Raw genomic sequence first — 20,349 nt, forward strand, 5'->3', positions numbered from 1 at the left:
TTCGGCGGTCGATTGGGAAGTTAAACGCGATTCTCGCTAGCGAGCGAAAAAGGCGCAACCGTGACTGGCTCAAGAGCTTGAGCGAGCAGCGCTTGTCAACCGGCTCAGCGCTGCGATTGCAGCACGCCGCGGCCCAGCTTCAAGAGGGCTTGTTTCAGCTCGCCGTCCGGCTGGTCGGCCAGGCTGTCGGTCAGCTCTTTTTCCTGGGCGGCGTCCAGAGGCGGCTTGCGGCGGCGAACCTGCGAGACCGGCGCGGCGGCGGCCTTGACTGGGCCCTGGACGATGCGTAGCCGAGTGACCACGCCCTTGCCCAGCAGCATGTCCAGGCGCGCGGTGATCTGCGGAGCCTGGTGCTGGATCAGCGAGGCCACGGGGCCGTCGACGCGCAGCTCCAGCGCGCCGCCTTCGCCGTTGCGACCCTTGATGATGCGGACCGGCTCCGTCCGACGCGCCAGAGTGTCGCCGACGATCTCGCGCCAGCGGGCCTGCAAGACGGCGGGGCCCTGGCCGAACTGGGTCTCCAGCGCCTTGAGCAGCGGCGCCAAGTTCTTACCGGCCGGCGGCGGGGTGCGGAACTGCGGCTTGGTGCGCTTGCTCCGCAGGATCGCGAGCGCTTCTTCGGCGGTGGGCAGGGGGCGGCGCATGCGGGAAGGCTAGCACGCGGCGGGCCGTTCGCGGTAGGCGAGGGAAGATGAAAGACCGCGATCAGATCCGCTCGGCCCTCTTGGCCTGGTACGACGCCCAGGCCCGCGACCTGGCCTGGCGGACCTCGCCCGGCGACCGCCGCGCGGGCGTGCGCAGCGATCCCTACCGCGTCTGGCTGTCGGAGGTGATGCTGCAGCAGACCACCGTGCCGCACGCTACGCCGTATTTCCTCAGCTTCACCCAGCGCTGGCCGACCGTGTCGGACCTGGCGGCGGTGGAGGACGGCGACCTGATGGCCGCCTGGGCGGGGCTGGGCTACTACGCCCGCGCTCGCAACCTGCTGGCTTGCGCGCGGGCTGTGGCCGACCAGCACGGCGGCGTCTTCCCCGATACCGAGGAAGGCCTGCGCGCCCTGCCGGGCGTGGGCGCCTACACGGCCGCCGCCGTGGCCGCGATCGCCTTTGACCGCGCCGCCAATGTCGTCGACGGCAATGTCGAGCGGGTGATGTCGCGGCTGTTCGCGGTCGAAACGCCGCTGCCGGACGCCAAGCCCGAGCTCAAGGCCCTGGCCGGCGAGCTGGTCACCAACGAGCGCCCCGGCGACTGGGCGCAGGCGCTGATGGACCTGGGGGCCACGGTCTGCAAACCGAAGTCGCCGCTGTGCGATCGCTGCCCGATCGGGGCGTGGTGCGCGGCCTTCCAAGGCGGCGCGCCGGAGACCTATCCCCGCAAGACCAAGAAGGCCGACCGTCCGCGCCGTCACGGCGTCGCCTATGTGCTGACGCGGGGCGACGAGATGGCCCTGGTCCGCCGCCCGCCGAAAGGCCTGCTGGGCGGCATGTTGGGCCTGCCCACCAGCGACTGGCGGGCGAGCCCGTTCACCGACGCGGAGGCCATTGCCGCCGCGCCCGTCGCCGCCGCCTGGCGCGACCTGGGCGCGGTCGAGCACGTCTTCACCCACTTCTCGCTGACTTTGCGAGTGTTCACCGCCCAGGGCGCGAACGACGGCGACTTCGTCTGGACGTCGAGGGAAGGGCTCAGCGCGCTGCCCAGCGTGTTCCTGAAAGCGGCGTTGGCAGCGGAGCGACTGATCTGACCATGCCCAGCATCCACCACGTCGCCATCATCTGCTCGGACTATGATCGGTCCCGGCGCTTCTATGTCGAGGTGCTGGGCTTTGCGGTGATCCGCGAGGTCTTTCGCGAGGCGCGGAACTCGTGGAAGTGCGACCTGGACGCCGGCAACGCCCAGATCGAGCTCTTCTCGTTCCCCTCGCCGCCGCCCCGGCCCAGCTATCCGGAAGCCTGCGGCCTGCGCCACCTGGCCTTCGTCACGCCGGATCTGGAGGCCGAGGTCGCGCGGCTGACCGCGTTGGGCGTCGTGTGCGAGCCGGTGCGGATCGACGAATATACCGACCGCAAGTTCGCCTTCTTCGCCGACCCCGATGGGCTGCCGCTGGAGCTCTACGAGGTCTAGTGGGCCGCCTGATGAGCGGACTGCGTGGAGTTCCGTTAAGGGTGGGAAGCGGCCCACCCGTTGGTGCTCGACATCATCTCATTGACGACGAGAACTACAAATGTAATTCATGCGGTCCGGGCGAACTCTAGCTTGGGGACCATGCAGCCTTGGGAAAATTTATCGCAAGGCCTCTGCGCCGTAGACACTTGGCCTGGATCGGCGCGGCTCTAGCCTTAGGCGCAGCGCAAATGTGTGTTGCGGGGCCTGTGACCGGGCCTCTGGACTATACGCAGCCTGGCCAACTCGTCCCTGTATCCGGTGGAAGACTGCTGAATCTACGCTGCGTTGGAGAAGGGCCGACGACGGTCATTCTCGACGCTGGCGGTGGTCGCTTCAGCACCGCCTGGCGGAAGGTGCAGGGCGAAATCGCCAAGTTCGCGCGCGTCTGTTCCTACGACCGGGCCGGGTACGGCTTTAGCAGTCCCAACGACCGTCCTTCGACGGCGACCAATATCGTGGATGATCTACATCAGGCCCTTGGTCGGGCGGAGATCCGCTCGCCGCTGGTTCTGGTCGGACATTCAGCAGGGGGTCTCTATGCGACGCTCTATGCCGACCTCTATCCCTCCGAGGTCGCAGGGCTTGTTCTCGTGGATCCCGGATTCGCCAGTCAGAGCCACGACAACTTCCTGGCTGCCTGGTCAGGTTATCCCGATATCCTCGCCGAGCAGCGCGCCAAGCAGGTTGAAGGCGGGAAGCTCGTGCGAGAATGCGCCGATCTTGCGCGAGCAGGGCGACTGAAGACCAGCCTGGGTTCGTGCCCCTGCATCACCACGCCCAAGGATCAGCCTGAACTGGCCAGCTACGTCGCGGACTACTGCAGTGGACCCAAACAGTACGAGGGCATGTTGGCCGAAGAGGCCGCGCTGACCGGCATCATCGGCGAACCGACATCGATTTCCAACGAACAGGAGGCCGCCGCCGCTCGCGCGTTCGGAAGCATGCCTCTGACGGTTCTGACCAATGCCTCTGGCTGGAGCTATACGAGGAACGCGGATCTCAACGCGCGGCTGACGATGGTTTGGCGGGCCGGTCACGTGGGCCTGGCGGCCAGGTCCACAAGAGGCAAGGTCATTGTCGTTCCGCAATCTGGCCACACCATCCAGGGGGATCAACCGGGCGCGGTAATCGACGCCATCCGGGAAGTCGTCGGGGATGTTCAGGCTTCACGCCACGAATGATCGCGCCACACATTCGAAACCCGCCAGGACGTCAACCGTGCGAACGTCCCACTAGGGTCGAGCGTCGGCCTCCAGCCTTTCGGCAGCGGCCGGGTTACGAGCGCCAGGCCTACGAGGCTTAGTTCATCCCCGCGCGAACCTGCGCCCGCAGCACGTCGATCGGCGCCAGGCCCGCGTCGGTCTTGAAGTGCCAGTAGGTCCAGCCGTTGCAGGCCGGGGCCGATTGGACCAGGGCGCCGATCTTGTGGATCGAGCCCGACAGGTCGCCGACCGTGATCGAGCCGTCCGGACGCACCTTGGCGGCGTGGTTGCCCTTGCTGCAGTACAGCGTGTCACCAGGCGACAGCAGGCCGGTCTCGACGATGGTGCCGAAAGGCACGCGCGGCTCGGCGCGCTTGCTGCCCATGACCTCGAGGTCTTCCGGCGCGATCGGCACGACCTTGGCGATGCGGGCCTTGGCGTGTTCCAGATATTCGGCCTCGCGCTCGATGCCGATGAACTTGCGGCCCAGGCGCTTGGCGGCCGCGCCCGTGGTGCCGACGCCGAAGAACGGATCCAGGATCACGTCGCCCGGCTTGGTCGTCGACATGATCACCCGGTAGAGCAGCGCTTCGGGCTTCTGGGTCGGGTGCGCCTTCTGGCCGTCGGCGCCCTTGATGCGCTCCTCGCCGGTGCACAGCGGGATGGTCCAGTCCGAGCGCATCTGCACCTCGTCATTGGCCATCTTCAGGGCGTCGTAGTTGAAGGTGTAGCGCTTGGCGTTCTGGCTCTTGGACGCCCAGATCAGGGTCTCGTGAGCGTTGGCGAAGCGGGTGCCCTTGAAGTTGGGCATCGGGTTGGACTTGCGCCAGACGATGTCGTTGAGGATCCAGAAGCCCAGGTCCTGCACGGCCACGCCGACGCGGAAGATGTTGTGATAGCTGCCGATCACCCAGATCGCGCCATCGTCCTTCAGGACGCGGCGGGCGGCCTTCAGCCACGCGCGGGTGAACTGGTCGTAGGCGGCGAAGCTCTCGAACTGGTCCCAGTGGTCGTCGACCGCGTCGACCTTGGAATTGTCGGGACGCAGCAGGTCGCCGCCCAGCTGAAGATTGTAGGGCGGGTCGGCGAAGATCAGGTCGACCGACTTCTCCGGCAGGGCGTTCATCTGCTCGATGCAGTCGCCCAGAATGATGGTTTCCGGCCCGAACTTCATGGTCCCGTTCCTTTAGAAAGCGAACGGAATCATGAGTCTTGCTGGTAAATGCGACGTGTGCAGACGTGGTTAGCGGGGCGTTAACTCTACCCGAAAGCGACCTCTTGAGTCCGATCAGACTCAAAACCTCTTTGTGATCAGAGGGCTAGGTCTTCGGGCGCGGCAAGCTCACCGGCCAGGGCCGCCTTCACCGGCGCCCAGCCTAGGCGGTGGATCGGCGAGGGGCCAAGCTTGCGCAGACCTTCGACGTGGATCGGAGCGTGGTAGCCCTTGTGGCCGGCGAAGCCGTAGCCGGGATAGACCGCGTCCATCTCGACCATGATCCGGTCGCGGGCTTCCTTGGCCAGGATCGAGGCCGCCGCGATCGAGCACGACAGGCTGTCGCCCTTGACCACGGTCTTGATCGGGCACGGCAGCTTGAAGGCGTAGTTGCCGTCGACCAGCGCGATGACCGGCGTCACCGACAGGCCGTCGATGGCGCGGCACATGGCCAGACCGGCGGCGTGCAGGATGTTGAGCTGCGCGATCTCGTCGATCGAGGCCATGCCGACGCACCACGAAATGGCGACGGCCTTGATCTCTTCTTCCAGGGCCGCGCGGGCCTTGGCGGTGAGTTTCTTGGAGTCGTTCAGGCCCTTGGGGATGCGGTCGGGATCCAGGATCACCGCGCCGGCGCTGACCGGCCCGGCCCAGGGACCGCGCCCGGCCTCGTCCACCCCGCAGACAGGACCCTGTCCGCAGGCCAGTTCCAGCATCATGTCGGGTCCGGTGCGCATGGATCGGTGTTTAGGCCGGTTCGCGAGAGCGGAAAAGAAGTTTACGGATGTAATTATTTCTCTTGACGATGAGGCTTGGTCTCGCTCACGTGATTACGACTGTAGTTTCGGGGGCGAGCATGGGTCTGGACTATCGACGCGACATCGACGGGCTGCGGGCCGTGGCGGTGGGGGCCATCGTCATCCATCACGCCTTTCCGAGCCTGCTGCCGGGCGGCTTCGTCGGGGTGGACATGTTTTTCGTCATCTCGGGCTACCTGATCACTCGACTGATCGCAGAGGCGCGCGACGGCGGGAGCTTCTCGTGGGGCGGGTTCTATCTGCGGCGGGCGCGACGGATCGTGCCGGCCTATGTGCTGGCGGTGCTGGTCACGGCGGCGCTGGCGGTCTGGATCGAGATGCCGCGCCTCCTGGCCATGACCGGCGCGGCGACGGCGGCCTCGGGCCTGTTCGTCGCCAACATCCTGTTCACCCAGACCGCCGGCTATTTCGCGCCGGGCGCCCAGCAGAACCCGCTGCTGCACCTGTGGTCGCTGGGCGTGGAGGAGCAGTTCTACCTGCTCTGGCCGGCCCTGATCGCGCTGCTGTCGCTGAAGCCGCTGCGAGGGATGCGCGGGACCCTGGCGCTGGTGTTGTTGGTCGTCTCGCTAGTGCTGGCCCAGGCGACGATCACCAGCAACTGGGCGTTCTTCGGCCTGCCGATGCGGGCCTGGGAGTTCCTGGCCGGCGGGGTGCTGGCCCTAGGCCTGGTCAAGCCACCGGAGGACCGGACCACGGCCAAACTGGCAGGGATCCTCGGCGGGTTGGCGATCGCCGGCAGCCTCATCTGGCTGAACGAGGCCAGCGCCTTTCCGGGCTTCTCGGCGGTTCCTGTCTGCGTGGGAACGGCGCTGCTGGTCTGGAGCGGATCGGGCGCTTTCCAGGGCCTGGCCCCGCTGCGCTGGGCGCCGGTCGTCGGGCTGGGGAAGATCTCGTACTCGTTCTATCTGTGGCACTGGCCGTTGCTGGTCTTGGCCGCCGATGTCGCCCAGCAGCCGCTGACCGCGCCGCAACGCCTGGGCCTGGTCGGGCTGGCGCTGGTCCTGGCGATCCTCAGCTGGCGCTTCCTCGAGCAGCCTTTCCGACGGGGGGCGACCGACCGGCCTTGGCGGCGCCTGGGCCTGATGCTGCTGCCGCTGCTGGCCCCGATCGCCGTGGGCGCGCTGCTGTTCTTCACCCATGGCCTGCCCGGCCGCCTGTTACCCGAGGCCAAGGCCCTGGCCGACCTGGAGGAGACCGACGTCAATCCGGCCCGCAAGGCCTGTTTCGACAACGCCCGCAAGGCCAAGCCCGAGGACTGCCGGTTCGGCGCGACGTCGGACGGAGAGGGTGACGACGTCCTGGTCTGGGGTGACTCCCACGCCGACGCCGTGACCCCCGGCGTCGTGGATTGGGCCATGGCGCGCGGCTGGAGCGTCCGCGAGGTGGCCCGAGGCGGCTGCCCGCCGCTGGTCGGCGTCAGTGTCCGGACGATGTACCGCTTCAAGCTGGAATGCGGGGCGGCTGCCGACCAGGTCCTGGACCGGATCACCGCCGACAAGCGGCTGAAGCTGGTGGTGCTGGCCGCTCGCTGGCCGCTCTATCGCGACGCGCCGCCGTTCTACGACGTCAACTCGCCGCGCGTGACCATGCAGGCCGGCGGCAAGCGCACGGGCTTGGCCGCGCCGCTGGGCCGCACGCTGCGGGCCATCGCCCAGCGCCGTCCCGATCTGCGGGTGCTGATCATCGGTCCGGTCCCGGAGCTGACCCTGGGCGCACCCGAGTGCCTGGGGCAGTCCGCTCAGCTGGGGCTGAAGCCGGGCCGTTGCGCCAGCGTCGACGCCGAGCTGCCGCTGTCTCGCGCCGGTCCGGCCGAGGACGCGATCCGCGCGGCGATCCAGGACCGGCGCGGGGTGGCCGCCGTGTTCCCGTCGCAGACCCTGTGCGTCAACGGCCGGTGCCAGGCGATGATGGACGGCGAGCCGATCTATTTCGACGACGACCACCTCAGCGCCTCGGGCGCGCGGCGGCTGGTTCCGGCCTGGCTTGACGTGGGGTGGCAGGCGCTTGAGCATCCCAGGCCATGAGTATCAAGTCGATCGTCGCCGCCCTCGTCCTGCTGTCCGCCGCCGCGCCCGTCGCCCAAGCCGAGGAAGGCTGGAAACTGGTCTGGTCCGACGAGTTCGACGGCGACCGGCTGGATCAGAGCAAATGGAACTACGCCGCCGACTGCGGCGGCGGGGGCAATGATGAGCGCCAGTGCTACGAGCTCAGTCCCGAGACGGTGTCGGTCAAGGACGGCCTGCTGCGGCTGACGACGATCAAGCGCAAGACGCGGGGCTTGGCCAATCCGTGGGCTGGTCCGACCGGGCCGATGAAGACCGGCGACTACGCCTCGGGCAAGGTCCTGACCCAAGGCCTGGCCAGCTGGCGTTACGGCCGGTTCGAGGCGCGGGCGCGGGTTCCGGGCGGCCAGGGCGTGTGGCCGGCGATCTGGATGATGCCCGAGCTGTCGACCTATGGCGGCTGGCCCAAGTCCGGCGAGATCGACATCCTGGAGACAGTAAACTTGGGCGCGCCCTGTGCGCCGGAGGTCTGCCAGGGCGGGCGCGAGAACCGGATCTTCGGCACCATCCACTTCGCCGGCGATGCGTCCGGCGCTCACAAGCAGGTCAGCACGGGCGCGCCCATGCCGGTTTCACCGGATGGTTTCCACGTCTATGCGGTCGAGTGGACGCCCGAAGCGATCACCTGGTTCGTGGACGGACAGAAGTACGCGGAAGCCAAGGCCGCCGACTGGAAGCGCGACGACAAAGAGGTCGGCGCCGCGCCATTCGATCAGCCCTTCCACCTGATCCTGAACCTGGCCTTCGGCGGCCGCTGGCCCGAGGGCGCGAACGCCAAGGGCGTCGACGAGGCGGTTCTGCCGGCGACCATGGAGGTCGACTGGGTGCGGGTTAGCCAGCGGCCCTAGTGCCGAGCGCTCGGCCGCTCTAGAAGCGGGGCGGGGGAGTTCTCATGACGCTGCTGACCTACGCCGTGCCGCTGCTGTGGCTGATCGCTTCGGCCGGGGCGTTCTTCCTGGTGTTCAAGCCTCAGCCGCGCTGGCCGCTGGTCGGCACGCCCGCGCGGGCCCTGGTCGCGTTCATCGTGGTGTTCTTGGCCGGCGGCGCGCTGACCGCCGTGACCCGTCCGGACGACACGCCCGCGCCCAAGCTGGTGATCCCCCCGCGTCCGGCGAACCTGCCCGAGCCGGCCCTGGTTCGCGCCCATCCCGAGACGTATCTGACCTTGGGCAAGGTGACGTTCATCCGCGGCAAGACCGGATCACTGCTGGCCACCGGGCGGGCCAACAACATCTCGGGCCTGCCGCTGATGGATCCCACGGTCCGTTGCCGGATGATGAGCGGCGACGTCTCGGCGGGGGTAGTCTCGACCGTGATCCGCGCGACCGTGGTCCCCGGCGGCAGCCTGATCTTCGCCGCCGTCGACATGGGCCAGGTCGATGGTCCCTGGGACCACGGAGACTGCGGCATCGTCAAAGCCGAAGTCGCCGGCTAGGCGCGGCGTGCGCCTTGCGGAGGACACAACCGCTCGTATGGTGTCGCTTCCGGCTTTTGGGAGCAGCTGATGCGTAGTGTGAAGATCGCGGTCGCCGCGTTGATGGCTATGGCCCTGGCGGCGTGCGGCCAGCAGAAGGCCTACCAGGCGCTGCCGGACGACATGGATATGGGCAATAAGGACGCTAAGATCACGGTCGTCGAATACGCCTCGGTCGGCTGCCCGATCTGCGCCAAGTGGCAGGCGGAGGTCTATCCGGCCTTCAAGGCCAAGTATGTCGACACCGGCAAGGTCCACTACGTGTTCCGCGAGATGCTGGTCGGCGGCACGGAAGAAGTGACCGTGGCCGCGGGCGGCTTCCTGCTGGCGCGCTGCGCGGGCAAGGACAAGTACTTCGCCGTCAACGACGCGATCTTCGCCGCCCAGCCGGGCATCTTCTACTCACCGCGCGAAACCCTGTCGGACATCGCCAAGTCGGTGGGCATGAGCGAGGACCAGTTCCAGAAGTGCGTCAGCGACGAGGCCCAGATGGCGGCCCTGAACACGCGCGTGCAGAACAACGCCAAGGCCCACGACGTCAACGCCACCCCGACCTTCGAGGTCAACGGTCGCAAGATGGAGCCGGGCTACCACTCCCTGGCCGAGATCGACGCGGCGATCGAGAACGCGGGCAAATAACGAACGGCGTTCGGCGGGGCGTTGCGCCCCGCCTTGAGCCCTGGCACGGTCCGCCCCGGCGGGGCCGCCATGTCGTCGGGAGCCTTTCGTGACTCCATTCCATCATCTGCTGGCCAACAATCTCGTGGCCAACATCACCAACTTCACGGTCTGGTTCGCCCTGACCTTCTACGTCTATCTGGAGACCCGCTCGGTCTTCGCCACCGGCATGATCGCCGGCGTCTATCTGGTGCTGACCGCCGTGTCGGGCATCTGGTTCGGCAGCTTGGTCGATCATCACCGCAAGAAGACGGCGATGGCCGGGTCCAGCGTCGTGTCGCTGGGCTTCTACGCCCTGTCCCTGGCCTTGCTGGCAGCGGCCCCGAAGGGCGCGATCGCCGATGTGGGCCGGCCGTGGCTGTGGGCTCTGATCGGCCTGACCATGCTGGGCGTGATCGCCGGCAATGTCCGCAGCATCGCCCTGCCGACCCTGGTGACGATCCTGGTGCCCGAGGACCGGCGCGACAAGGCCAACGGCCTGGTGGGCATGGTCACGGGCATCGGCTTTTTGACCACCTCGGTGATCAGCGGCTTCCTGGTGGCCTGGGGCGGGATGACCGCGACCTTGCTGTTCGCGGCAGGCTTCACCGTCTTGGCCCTGCTGCATCTGCTGCCGATCAAGGTGGATGAGCCTCGCCCCCATCCGGACGCCCCGACCGAGCCGCGCAAGGTCGACCTGCCGGGCACGATCCGCGTCATCGCCGCCGTGCCGGGCCTGTTCGCGCTGATCTTCTTCGCGACCTTCAACAACTTCCTGGGCGGCATCTTCATGGCGCTGCTGGACGCCTATGGCCTGTCGCTGGTCTCGGTGCAGACCTGGGGCCTGCTGTTTGGCGTGCTGTCGGTGGCCTTCATCGTCAGCGGCGTCGCCATCAGCCGCACGGGCCTGGGACCCAGTCCTCTGCGAACACTGCTGCTGGTCAACCTGATCACCTGGTCGGTGTGTTGCGTCTTCACCCTGAAGTCGTCGATCATCCTGCTGGCGATCGGCTGCTTCATCTGGATGGCGCTCGGGCCCTATGCCGAGGCCGCCGAGCAGACCACCTTGCAGAAGGTGGTGCCGCTGGAGCGCCAGGGCCGGGTGTTCGGCTTCGCCCAGTCGGTCGAGCAGGCCGCCTCGCCGCTGACGGCCTTCCTGATCGGGCCGCTGACCCAGTTCATCGTCATCCCGTTCATGACCAACGGCGCGGGCGCGATGGCGATCGGCGACTGGTTCGGACGCGGGGCCGACCGGGGCATCGCCCTGGTCTTCACCGTGGCTGGGGTGATCGGGGTCGCCGCGACCGTGCTGGCCTTCAACTCTCGCCCGTACAAGCGGTTGTCGGCGGTCTATGCCAGCGGCGAGGCGAAGGCGGCGTAGGCCGACACGACGTCCTCGGTACTCGTAACGGTCGCGTATTCGCCGTGCATGTTCGAGAGGGCCATCACGTGCCAGTCCTCGGCGGGACGCGCGACGCCCAGGATATCGACCTTGTCGTAGGTATAGCAGGCGTCTCCGGGCAAGTTGACCTCGAACCCCAGGCAAAAGGCCGCGCGCACGGTGGCCTCCACGGAATTGTTGGTGCTGACGCCGGCCACGACCAGGCGGGAGATGTCGCGCAGGCGTAGCCAGCGCTCCAGCCCGCTGTTGGCGAAGGCGTCGTTGACGTTCTTCTCCAGCCTGTGCTCGTGCGGCAGCGGCTCGAAGCGTGGCTGAAACTCGCAGTTTTCGGACCCGGCCCAAAAGGATCCGCTGGCCTGCCTGCTGACATGGCGCACATGGACGATCGGCAGATCCCGCTCGCGCCAGACCGCCAGCAGCCGAGCGATATTGTCCTCCGCCGCCGGGTTGTTTCGAGGCCCGGTGTGCTCGGGCAGCATTCCGCGCTGCATGTCGATGATGATCAGGGCAACAGGACTGGGCATCGACCTCTCGTGAAGGACCAGAAAGGATCAGCGTGGAGTCAAAGCTCCAGGTCTGCAACCGATCGTCAGGGGCCCACCCGCTTGGCCATCGCCTTGCATTCCTCATGGCGGAAGCAGGTCACCAGGTGGTCGTTGACCAGGCCGGTGGCTTCCATGAAGGCGTAGACGATCACCGGGCCGCAGAACTTGAAGCCCTTGGCCTTCAGGGCCTTGGACATCTCGACGGCCAGCGGGGTCTGGGTCGGGACTTCGCCGGCGCGCCACTGGTTCTGGATCGGCGCGCCGCCGACCATGTCCCACAGGAACTGGCCGAAGTCCTCGCCGCGCTGCTGCATGTCCAGATAGATCCGCGCGCCCGAGATAGCGGCGTCGATCTTGCCGTTCGAGCGGATGATGCCGGCGTCGGCCATCAGCCGGGCGCGGTCGGTCTCGTCGAACCGCGCGACCTTCTCTGGATCGAAGCCCGCGAAGGCGGCGCGGAAGGCCTCGCGCTTGCGCAGGATGGTGATCCACGACAGCCCGGCCTGGAAACCGTCCAAGACGAGCTTCTCCCACAGGGCGCGGCTGTCCCACTCGGGCACGCCCCATTCGTGGTCATGATAGGCCTCGTAGAACGGGTCGCCGTTCATGCCTTTCCAGGTGCAACGCGTGGGCTCGGTCATGCGGCGAAGCTAGCAGAAGATCGCCGGCTGACTAGAACTTTTGGGGAACATCGGTTCACGAGCGACTGAATTGTCTGTCTCGTGCGTTGGAAGGCCAGAGGGATCGAACCAACGGAGGAAAGACGCTGATGAAGCGCCTCAAGACCTTGGCCATGCTGGCCCTGGCGACCACGGCCATGACCGCCACGCCGGTGCTGGCCCAGCGCCATCATGATCGCGACAACAATCCGCCCGGCCCGCGCGGCGGCCCCGGCACCAACTGGGAGAATCCGCCCGGCTGGCGCGGCGGTCCCGGCGCCTCGCCCGACCGTCGCTACTATCGCTGGAAGGGCCAGCGGGTCGAGTTCCGCTACCGCGACGGCTACTACTACAACCGCGCCTACGGCTATTATCACCCGCGCTTCGGCTGGTGGAATCCGCGCGCCAAGTGCTGGTTCGACAATGACAACAACCCGCCCGGTCCGCGTGGCGGTCCCGGCACCAACTGGGAAAACCCGCCCGGCTGGCGGGGTGGTCCGGGCGCTTCGCCCGATCGCTACGGCAGCTGCCGCTAGATGAGCCAGGCCGGCCGGTCCACCGTGACCGGCCGGCCTTCGACTGTCAGGTCCGCGCCCTCGATGCGGTCCAGCCGCAGGATGGCCATGGCCCGGCCATCGGCGCCGCTCAGAACCTCGCCGGCCCGCAGGCTGCCGCCGGCCAGCACCTCGGTCCCGAAGGCCGGGGCGGGGCCGTCGAAGGTGATCGGCAGCATGCGGTTCTTGATCGTCCCGCGCCGCTTCATGCGGCTGGTCGTCTCCTGGCCGACGAAGCAGCCCTTCTTGAAGTCGATGCCCGCCAGCAGGTCGAAGTCGGCCTCGATCGGATAGTTGGCCTCGCTGCCCCAGTCAGCCGGGCCGGGCACGCCCAGGGACAGGCGCCAGGCTTCATAGTCGGCCTCGGTGCTCTCGGCCTCGCAGTGGCCATAGGCGCGCGCGCCCAGGGCCGGCAGGCGCGGGTCGGTAAAGCCCCCGTCCATCGGCTCGCCAAACGCGGCGATGACTTTGAAGTCGCTGGGCTCCAGCGTCACCTTGGCCCGCAGGCGGTACATGGAAAGACGCGTCAGGATCGCGTCGCGGTGCTCGGCCGCCACGTCGAGCAGAGCTCCGTCTCCCATCTCCTCCGGATTTGCCGCCACGAACACGTCGTAAAGCAGCTTGCCTTGCGGGGTCAGCAAAGCCGCGAAGCGCAGCTCGCCCGGCTGGATGGTCTCGACATCCTGGGTCAGCAGGCCTTGCAGGAAGCTCTTCCAGTCCGGACCGGACACGGCGATGACGGCGCGGGACGTCAGATGGGCGGTGCGAAGCGAGCTCATGACCGCGATATAGGCCCGACCCCGTCTCGCCGCCAATGCGGTCGCGCGACGTTCGGTCGCAGGAAGGTAAAAGCTTAACCGCTATAGCGGGATGCGCCGACTCAACGACCGGCCTATAGATGGTCCGATGACACAGCGGGCCTTCCCGATTCTTTTCATCACGGCCACACGCATCGGTGATGCGGTGCTGTCGTCCGGCCTGATCAAAATGCTGGCCGACCAGATCCCCAACGCTCGCTTCACCATCGTCGCCGGCCCTCTGGCCGCGCCGCTGTTCGCCCACGTGCCGGGCCTGGACCGCGTGATCGTGATGGAAAAGGCCAAGGGGAAGGGCAAGAGCCACTGGTTCAAGCTCTGGAACCAGGTGCGCCACAAGAAGTGGAGCCTGGTCGTCGACCTGCGCGGCTCGGCCACGGCCCTCTTCCTGCGTCGCGAGAAGCGGGCGATCTGGAAGAAGTTGCCCGGCGACGTGGTGCACAAGGTGGTCGACGCCGCCCGCACCCTGAAGCTGGAAGGCGATCCGCCCGCGCCGCATCTCTACATCTCGCCCGACGTGCAGGCCCTGGCCGACGAGCTGCTGGGGGAGGGCGGCCCGATCCTGGCCATGGGCCCGGCCTCGAACTGGATCGGCAAGGTCTGGCCGATCGAGCGCTTCACCCAGACGGCGGCCCAGCTGCTGGACAAGGACGGCCCGATGGCCGGCGGTCGCCTGCTGATCCTGGGCGGCCCCGAAGACACCCGCATGGTCGAAGAGCTGCGCATGGCCTCGGCCCGTGGCCGGACCATCGACCTGACCGGCAAGGTGGATCTGCTGACCGCCTATGCCTGCCTGAAGCGCGCGCGCCTGTTCATCGGCAACGACTCCGGCCTGATGCACATCGCCGCCGCCGCCGGCGCGCCGACCATCGGCCTGTTCGGACCTTCGGACGAGCGCCGCTACGGCCCGTGGGGCGATCGCGCCGAGGCCGTGCGCGGCCCGCGCAGCTTTGACCAGTTCATGGCCATCGATCCGGACCTCTCCCAGGCCATCCGCCACATGAGCGATCTGCCGGTGGCCACGGTGGTCAAGGCAGCCAAGGCCCTGCTGGCCCGCACCGAACCCGAGGCCGAGCTCTCGCCGCAGGAAGCGGTGGTCGAGGAAGTGATCGCGGAAGAGGTCGCCGAGGCTGAAGCCGCTTCGGAACCGGTCGCCGAAGAAGCGGCTGAGTATCTCGAACTCGAAGCCGCCGCCGCCCATTCCCGCGAAGGCGATGATCCAGCCGAGCGAGACAAGACGGTGCGCGACTAGGCCGCCCGTCCGCATGGATCCCGGCTTTCGCGGGGATGAGCGGATATTTGTTGATCGGGGCGTGAGGCGGACCTAGACCCGCTGAAATCCATTCGCAGGAGCCGTCCCCATGACCCAGACCTTCGACCTGATCGTGCGTGGGGGCGAGGTGGTGAACCACGCGGGGCGCGGGATCACTGACATCGGCGTGCGGAACGGCAAGATCGTCGCGATCGGCGACCTGTCCCAGGCCTCGGCCGGCGAGATTTTTGACGCCACCGGCCTGACCGTTCTGCCCGGCGTGATCGACAGCCAGGTGCACTTCCGCGAGCCCGGGCTGGAGTGGAAGGAAGATCTCGAGAGCGGTTCGCGCGGCGCGGCCCTGGGCGGCGTGGTCGCCGTCTTCGAGATGCCCAACACCGAGCCGACGACCACCGATCCGGACGCTTTGGCCGACAAGCTCTCGCGCGCCAAGAACCGCATGCACACCGACCACGCCTTCTATGTCGGCGGCACCCACGAGAACGCCAACTTCCTGGGTGAGCTGGAGCGCTTGCCGGGCTGCTGCGGCATCAAGGTGTTCATGGGCGCCTCGACCGGCTCGTTGCTGGTGCAGGACGACGAGGGCGTCGAGAACGTGCTGCGGCACGTGAACCGTCGCGCCGCTTTCCACTCCGAGGACGAGTACCGCCTGGCCGAGCGCCGCCACCTGGCGCGCCCCGGCGACTGGACCAGCCACCCCGAGGTGCGCGACGCCCAGGCCGCCCTGCAGTCGACCCACCGCCTGGTCCGCATCGCCAAGAACCTGGGCAAGCGCATCCACGTGCTGCACGTGACCACCAAGGAAGAGATCGACTTCCTGGCCCAGAACAAGGACGTCGCCTCGGTCGAGGTCACGCCCCAGCACCTGACCCTGGTCGCGCCCGAGGCCTATGAACGCCTGAAGGGCTTTGCCCAGATGAACCCGCCAATCCGCTCGGCCGACCACGTGGCTGGCGTCTGGCGCGGCATCGAGGCCGGCATCGCCGACGTGCTGGGTTCGGATCACGCCCCCCACACCCGCGAGGAGAAGGCCCGGCCCTATCCGGCCTCGCCCTCGGGCATGCCGGGCGTCCAGACCCTGGTGCCGGTGATGTTGACCCACGTGGTGGACGGCAAGCTTTCCCTCGAGCGCTTCGTCGACCTGACCAGCCATGGCGTCAACCGCGTGTTCGGCCTGGCCGACAAGGGCCGTCTGGCCGAGGGCTTCGATGCCGACTTCACCATCGTCGACATGAAGGCCCGCAAGACCATCACCCACGAGCAGATGGCCAATCGCGCCGGCTGGACCCCGTTCGACGGCTTCGAGGCCAAGGCCTGGCCGGTGGCGACCATCGTGCGCGGCATCGTGGTCATGCGCGACGACGAGATCGTCGCCGAGGGCCGTGGCGAGCCCGTGCGGTTCCTGGAAACCCTGGCGCGCTAAAGGTCGCTTCGACGGCGGAGCAGCCACAGCAGCTCCGCCGGACCGGGCGCCAGCTCGATCGCCCGGTCATAGGCGGCCAGCGCCTCGTCGTGTCGGCCGAGCCTGGCCAGCAGGTCGGCCCGCACGGCATGGAACGGCTGGAAGTCCGCCAGCCGCGCCGCGTCCAGCGCCTCGATCTCCGCCAGAGCCACGGCCGGCCCGCCCAGTTCGGCCAGGGCCACGGCGCGGTTGATCCGCACGAACGGATCGTCCTGGTCGGCCAAGTCATACAGCGCCAGCACGGCCGACCACGGCGGCGGCTCGGCCAGCGAACGGCGTACGCACCACACGCCATGCAGAGCCGCCCGCAGTTGTCGCGGTCCGGGCCGGTTCAGCCGGGCGGCGCGGCGCAGCAGGGCGTCGGCCTCGTGGATCAGCGGCCGGTTCCATAGTCTCGGATCCTGCTCCGACAGCGGGACCATCGCCCCGTCCGCGTCCAGTCGCGCCGGCCGCCGGGCCTCGGCGAACCGCACCGTGGCGGCGAAGGCCAGGCACTCGGGCTCGTCGGGCAAGAGCTCGCCCAGGACGGCGGTCAGGTCCAGCATCTCGCGGGCGTAGCCGGCATGCTGCCCGGCTCCAGCGGCGTCCTCGTGGGCGCGAGCATAGGCGACTTCCAGGGTCGAGAGCACGGCCGCCAGGCGCTCGGGCCAGGCTTCGGGTCCGGGGACCTCGAACGACACCCCGGCCTGGGCGATCTTCTTCTTGGCGCGGGTCAGGCGCTGGAACATGGTGGGCTCAGTGACCAGGAAGGCCCTGGCGATCTCCTGCACGGTCAGGCCGCAGACCAGCCGCAGGGTCAGGGCCGCGCGCGCCTCGGGCGCGACGGCCGGGTGGCAGCAGACGAAGATCAGCCGCAGCCGCTCGTCCGGGATCAGGCGGGCGTCGGAAGCCAGGATGTCCTCCGCCGTGGCCTCTGGCTCCGGCGCATGGGGCGCGAGGCGGCTGCGGACGTTCCGCTTGCGGATCATATCCAGCGCGCACCGCCGCGCCGTGGCATAGAGCCAGGCCGGCGGGTCCAGGGGCGGGGCCGCCGGCCAGACGGCGGCGGCCCGCGCGCAGGCCTCGGCATAGGCCTCCTCGGCCAGGTCCAGGTCGCGGAAGGTCGCGGCGAGGGCGGCGACAATCCGCCCCCCGGCCTCCCGCGCGGTCTGGTCGAGGGTGACCAACTAGCAGTCCGTCGTCGGGCGCACCTCGACCGAGCCGTCGCCGGCCAGCGGGATGCGTTTGGCGACCGCCATGGCCGCGTCCAGGTCGGGAACCTCGACCAGATAGAACCCGCCCAGCTGCTCGCGCGCCTCGGCGAACGGACCGTCATGCAGCGCGTATTGGCCCCCGCTCTTGCGCAAGGTGGTGGCCGTGTCGCCGGTGTTCAGGCCCGAGCCGCCCCGCAGGATGCCCTCTTCCTCCAGCGCCTTGGCCAGGGCCATGTGGGCGGTGATGATCTCGTCCAGCGCGCGGCCGTTGTCGCCGCGATAGAGCTCTTCGTTCTCGTAGATCAGCAGGGCGTATTGCATCTTTGGTCTCCCATGAGCGCGCGGCCATCGCGACGCTTCGACCTGAGAGACGCGCGGGTTCGGTGGAATTCGACAGGTCTTGGAAAAAATGTCGAGGGGGGCGCATAACAGGCCATGGACGGATCAGCCCTCAACACCGCCCCCTTCCGCGACGCTCGCTATGCGCCCCGCGCGCTGGAGGTCGAGCGCCACGGCGAGACGCTGATCCTGCGCAATCCCATGCCCTATTCGGACGCGGTCCAGACCACGACCCAGCCGCTGGCGCGCTGGGCGATCGAGGCGGCGGATAGGGTCTGGCTGGCTGAACGCGATGGCGAAGGCTGGCGGACAGTGACCTATGCCCAGGCCAAGGAGCGGGTGGCGACGCTGGCCGGCGGTCTCGCGCAACTGGGTCTCTCGCGCGGCCAACCGCTGCTGATCCTGGCGCGCAACGGGATCGACCACGCCCTGATCGCCTACGCCGCCATGAGCCTGGGCGCGCCGGCCGCGCCGGTGTCGCCGCAGTACGGGCTGAAGGGCGCGGACCTCACCCGCCTGCAGCACGCCGTCGAGCGCCTGAAGCCCGCCGCCGTCTATGCCGACGACGCCGAGGCCTTCGGCGACGCCCTGGCCGCGCCGTTCCTGGCCGGCCTGCCGGTCGTGGTGAGCCGCAACGCGCGTCCCGGCGACGTGGCGTTTGATGAGTTGCTCAAGAGCCAGCCGGTCGAGCCCGTCGCCCATCCGGAAGACGTCGCCAAGCTGCTGCTGACCTCCGGCTCGACGGGACGCCCCAAGGCGGTGGTCTGCACCCACGCCAACATCGCGCTGAACGCCGCCCAGATCCAAGGCTGCTATGCCGACCCCGAGCCGCCGGTGCTGGTCAATTCCGCGCCCTGGAGCCATAGCCTGGGGGCCAACGCCATCCTGCACATGGTGCTGCACCGAGGCGGGACATTGTACATCGACGCCGGCCAGCCCGTGCCCGGCAAATTCGCCGAGACCGTCCGCAACCTCTCAGAGGTGGCGACAACCTATCACAACATGGTCCCGGCCGGCTGGGGGCTGTTCGTCGGCGAGCTGGAGCGCGACGAGGCCCTGGCGACCAAGTTCTTCGAGAAGGTCCGGGTGATCCAGTACGGCGGCGCCTCGATGGCCCAGTCGATCCTGGACCGCGTCCAGGCCGTGGCGGTGCGCACCGTCGGTGAGCGGATCACCTTCGCGGCCGGCTATGGCGCGACCGAGACCGGGCCGACGGCCTGCAACATCCACTGGCTGAATGCGCGCTCGGGCATGGTCGGCCTGCCGACGCCGGGGACCGCCGTGAAGCTCGTGCCCGCTGGCGACGGCGGCAAGTTCGAGATCCGGGTCAAGGGGCCGCAGGTCTCGCCCGGGTATCTCGACCAACCGGAAGCCACGGCGCAGGCCTTCGACGAGGATGGCTTCTACCGCCTGGGCGACGCCGCGCGGCTGGCCGATCCCGAGGACCCGGCGGCCGGCCTCGTGTTCGACGGTCGGCTGGTGGAGAACTTCAAGCTGGCCAGCGGGACCTTCGTCGCGGCCGGGGCCTTGCGGGTGGCGGCGGTGTCGGCGATCGGCGGTGTGGTCTCGGACGCGGTGGTCTGCGGCGAGGGGCAGGACGGGGTTGGCCTGATGCTGTTCCTGGACGCTAAGGCCTGCGAGCGGCTCGGGGACACGGACGTCGTCCGTGCCCAGATCTTCGAAGGCCTCTCACGCATGAACGCGGCGGCCAAGGGCGGTGGCGGCAAGATCGCGCGCGCCTTGATCTTGGACGGCGCGCCCGACGCGGCCAGCGGCGAGCTGACCGACAAGGGCTATATCAACCAGGCCCTGGCCAGGGATCGGCGGCCGAAAGAGCTGGCGCGGCTGTTCGCGGAAGCGCCGGATGCCGGGGTCATGCGGTTCTAGACTGCAGCGTACGCGCGACGCCGACGCAGATCAGCATCTGGCCGAAATAGTACAGACCCCACACCGCCAGCCCGGTCGCCAGATTGTCCGGCAGCGGACCCAGGCGGGCGAAGATCAGCAGGTCCGACAGCACGAACATCAGCGCCCCGCGCCCGACGCTCTTGTGCGGGAAGTGGCTGCCCAGGGCCGTGGCGGCCATCACCGACAGGAAGACGCTGTAGAGGGCGATGCTCGGCGCGGCGGCGCGGTCGGCGGGCAGCATCCAGGCGATGGCCGTGACCGCCGGGATCAGGACCAGCGGCGCCAGGGCGGCGCTTCGCCGATGGCGCAGATAAAGACCGCTGGCGACGAGGTGCCCCAGCAGGAAGGCGATGGCCCCGACCGTCAGGCCGTGGGTCTCCAATAAGACGTCACCGGCCGCGCCCAGAGCCATGGCCGCCACCAGCAACCAGCCGTCCAGGCTGCGGGCTCGCAACGCCGCGTGCAACGCCAGCAGCGCGACACCAGCGCCCTTCCAGGCGGTCTCGACCAGCGGCGGCAGCTCGACGACCCAGGTCGCGACATAGCTGACGCCGGCGATGACGGACGCGACCAGCGTCCAGCGCGCGGCCGGGCTCATGGCCTTCATGG

Annotated in this window: 21 protein-coding genes; 12 read left to right on the top strand and 9 right to left on the bottom strand. The window is 68.4% G+C overall.

What is annotated here, in order from left to right; translation table 11 throughout:
- Positions 1-104: 104 nt before the first annotated feature.
- A complete protein-coding gene (locus AC1RRR_RS13820) occupies positions 105-644 on the bottom strand; it encodes a DUF721 domain-containing protein (protein WP_492813894.1) in 540 nt (179 codons plus the stop codon).
- A gap of 47 nt (positions 645-691) precedes the next feature.
- On the opposite strand from AC1RRR_RS13820, the gene mutY reads away from it, so the two are divergent.
- The 3 genes from mutY to AC1RRR_RS13835 all read left to right on the top strand — a co-directional run bounded on the left by mutY (position 692) and on the right by AC1RRR_RS13835 (position 3,344).
- Positions 692-1,741: an A/G-specific adenine glycosylase gene (gene mutY, locus AC1RRR_RS13825; RefSeq protein WP_492813896.1), complete on the top strand. Its 1,050-nt coding sequence runs from the start codon at positions 692-694 to the stop codon at positions 1,739-1,741.
- A gap of 2 nt (positions 1,742-1,743) precedes the next feature.
- Complete coding sequence (gloA2, locus tag AC1RRR_RS13830) at positions 1,744-2,121, top strand: SMU1112c/YaeR family gloxylase I-like metalloprotein (protein ID WP_492813898.1); 378 nt, start codon at positions 1,744-1,746, stop codon at positions 2,119-2,121.
- A 248-nt stretch (positions 2,122-2,369) separates the two neighbouring features.
- Positions 2,370-3,344, top strand: coding sequence for an alpha/beta fold hydrolase (locus tag AC1RRR_RS13835; RefSeq protein WP_492813899.1), 975 nt, complete (start codon positions 2,370-2,372; stop codon positions 3,342-3,344).
- A gap of 118 nt (positions 3,345-3,462) precedes the next feature.
- On the opposite strand, the gene AC1RRR_RS13840 is transcribed toward AC1RRR_RS13835, so the two are convergent.
- Positions 3,463-4,539 carry a site-specific DNA-methyltransferase gene (locus tag AC1RRR_RS13840; protein ID WP_492813901.1) on the bottom strand — a complete coding sequence of 359 codons (1,077 nt, stop codon included), beginning with the start codon at positions 4,537-4,539 and terminating at the stop codon, positions 3,463-3,465.
- 137 nt (positions 4,540-4,676) lie between these two features.
- Entirely contained in the window at positions 4,677-5,315 is a 639-nt protein-coding gene (gene rnhB, locus AC1RRR_RS13845; protein WP_492813903.1) for a ribonuclease HII, read from the bottom strand.
- A 119-nt stretch (positions 5,316-5,434) separates the two neighbouring features.
- On the opposite strand from rnhB, the gene AC1RRR_RS13850 reads away from it, so the two are divergent.
- The 5 genes from AC1RRR_RS13850 (at position 5,435) to AC1RRR_RS13870 (ending at position 10,971) form a co-directional block, all read left to right on the top strand.
- Positions 5,435-7,420: an acyltransferase family protein gene (locus AC1RRR_RS13850; protein ID WP_492813905.1), complete on the top strand. Its 1,986-nt coding sequence runs from the start codon at positions 5,435-5,437 to the stop codon at positions 7,418-7,420.
- Positions 7,417-8,307 carry a glycoside hydrolase family 16 protein gene (locus AC1RRR_RS13855; protein WP_492813907.1) on the top strand — a complete coding sequence of 297 codons (891 nt, stop codon included), beginning with the start codon at positions 7,417-7,419 and terminating at the stop codon, positions 8,305-8,307. The genes AC1RRR_RS13850 and AC1RRR_RS13855 overlap by 4 nt, the downstream gene beginning before the upstream one ends.
- 44 nt (positions 8,308-8,351) lie before the next feature.
- Complete coding sequence (locus AC1RRR_RS13860) at positions 8,352-8,894, top strand: hypothetical protein (RefSeq protein WP_492813909.1); 543 nt, start codon at positions 8,352-8,354, stop codon at positions 8,892-8,894.
- 69 nt (positions 8,895-8,963) lie between these two features.
- Positions 8,964-9,572, top strand: coding sequence for a DsbA family protein (locus AC1RRR_RS13865; protein WP_492813911.1), 609 nt, complete (start codon positions 8,964-8,966; stop codon positions 9,570-9,572).
- A gap of 40 nt (positions 9,573-9,612) precedes the next feature.
- Positions 9,613-10,971: an MFS transporter gene (locus tag AC1RRR_RS13870; protein WP_492815242.1), complete on the top strand. Its 1,359-nt coding sequence runs from the start codon at positions 9,613-9,615 to the stop codon at positions 10,969-10,971.
- On the opposite strand, the gene AC1RRR_RS13875 is transcribed toward AC1RRR_RS13870, so the two are convergent.
- Together AC1RRR_RS13875 and AC1RRR_RS13880 are read right to left on the bottom strand one after the other, a co-directional pair.
- Complete coding sequence (locus tag AC1RRR_RS13875) at positions 10,941-11,516, bottom strand: cysteine hydrolase family protein (protein WP_492813912.1); 576 nt, start codon at positions 11,514-11,516, stop codon at positions 10,941-10,943. The two genes, AC1RRR_RS13870 and AC1RRR_RS13875, sit on opposite strands and share 31 nt — an antisense overlap.
- Positions 11,517-11,581: 65 nt before the next feature.
- Positions 11,582-12,178 (bottom strand): DNA-3-methyladenine glycosylase I, encoded by a 597-nt coding sequence (locus AC1RRR_RS13880; RefSeq protein WP_492813913.1) that lies wholly within the window; start codon positions 12,176-12,178, stop codon positions 11,582-11,584.
- Positions 12,179-12,306: 128 nt separating this feature from the next.
- Here AC1RRR_RS13880 and AC1RRR_RS13885 point away from each other — a divergent pair, with 128 nt between their 5' ends.
- Positions 12,307-12,732 (top strand): hypothetical protein, encoded by a 426-nt coding sequence (locus AC1RRR_RS13885; RefSeq protein ID WP_291877584.1) that lies wholly within the window; start codon positions 12,307-12,309, stop codon positions 12,730-12,732.
- On the opposite strand, the gene ygfZ is transcribed toward AC1RRR_RS13885, so the two are convergent.
- On the bottom strand, positions 12,729-13,529 hold the full coding sequence (gene ygfZ, locus AC1RRR_RS13890; RefSeq protein ID WP_492813915.1) for a CAF17-like 4Fe-4S cluster assembly/insertion protein YgfZ: 801 nt from the start codon (positions 13,527-13,529) through the stop codon (positions 12,729-12,731). The genes AC1RRR_RS13885 and ygfZ overlap by 4 nt on opposite strands.
- 127 nt (positions 13,530-13,656) lie before the next feature.
- Here ygfZ and AC1RRR_RS13895 point away from each other — a divergent pair, with 127 nt between their 5' ends.
- Positions 13,657-14,817 (top strand): glycosyltransferase family 9 protein, encoded by a 1,161-nt coding sequence (locus tag AC1RRR_RS13895; protein WP_492813917.1) that lies wholly within the window; start codon positions 13,657-13,659, stop codon positions 14,815-14,817.
- Positions 14,818-14,926: 109 nt separating this feature from the next.
- A complete protein-coding gene (locus AC1RRR_RS13900; protein ID WP_492813918.1) occupies positions 14,927-16,261 on the top strand; it encodes a dihydroorotase in 1,335 nt (444 codons plus the stop codon).
- On the opposite strand, the gene AC1RRR_RS13905 is transcribed toward AC1RRR_RS13900, so the two are convergent.
- Both AC1RRR_RS13905 and AC1RRR_RS13910 read right to left on the bottom strand, forming a co-directional pair.
- Positions 16,258-17,466 carry an RNA polymerase sigma factor gene (locus AC1RRR_RS13905; RefSeq protein ID WP_492813919.1) on the bottom strand — a complete coding sequence of 403 codons (1,209 nt, stop codon included), beginning with the start codon at positions 17,464-17,466 and terminating at the stop codon, positions 16,258-16,260. The two genes, AC1RRR_RS13900 and AC1RRR_RS13905, sit on opposite strands and share 4 nt — an antisense overlap.
- Positions 17,467-17,814, bottom strand: a complete 348-nt coding sequence (locus AC1RRR_RS13910) for a YciI family protein (protein ID WP_492813921.1) — start codon at positions 17,812-17,814, stop codon at positions 17,467-17,469.
- A gap of 114 nt (positions 17,815-17,928) precedes the next feature.
- On the opposite strand from AC1RRR_RS13910, the gene AC1RRR_RS13915 reads away from it, so the two are divergent.
- Positions 17,929-19,719 carry a feruloyl-CoA synthase gene (locus AC1RRR_RS13915; RefSeq protein ID WP_492813923.1) on the top strand — a complete coding sequence of 597 codons (1,791 nt, stop codon included), beginning with the start codon at positions 17,929-17,931 and terminating at the stop codon, positions 19,717-19,719.
- Here AC1RRR_RS13915 and AC1RRR_RS13920 read toward each other — a convergent pair.
- Positions 19,706-20,347, bottom strand: coding sequence for a lysoplasmalogenase family protein (locus AC1RRR_RS13920; protein WP_492813925.1), 642 nt, complete (start codon positions 20,345-20,347; stop codon positions 19,706-19,708). The two genes, AC1RRR_RS13915 and AC1RRR_RS13920, sit on opposite strands and share 14 nt — an antisense overlap.
- Positions 20,348-20,349: the final 2 nt, after the last annotated feature.

It is taken from the genome of Caulobacter sp. GW821-FHT12D05 (assembly GCF_058807295.1).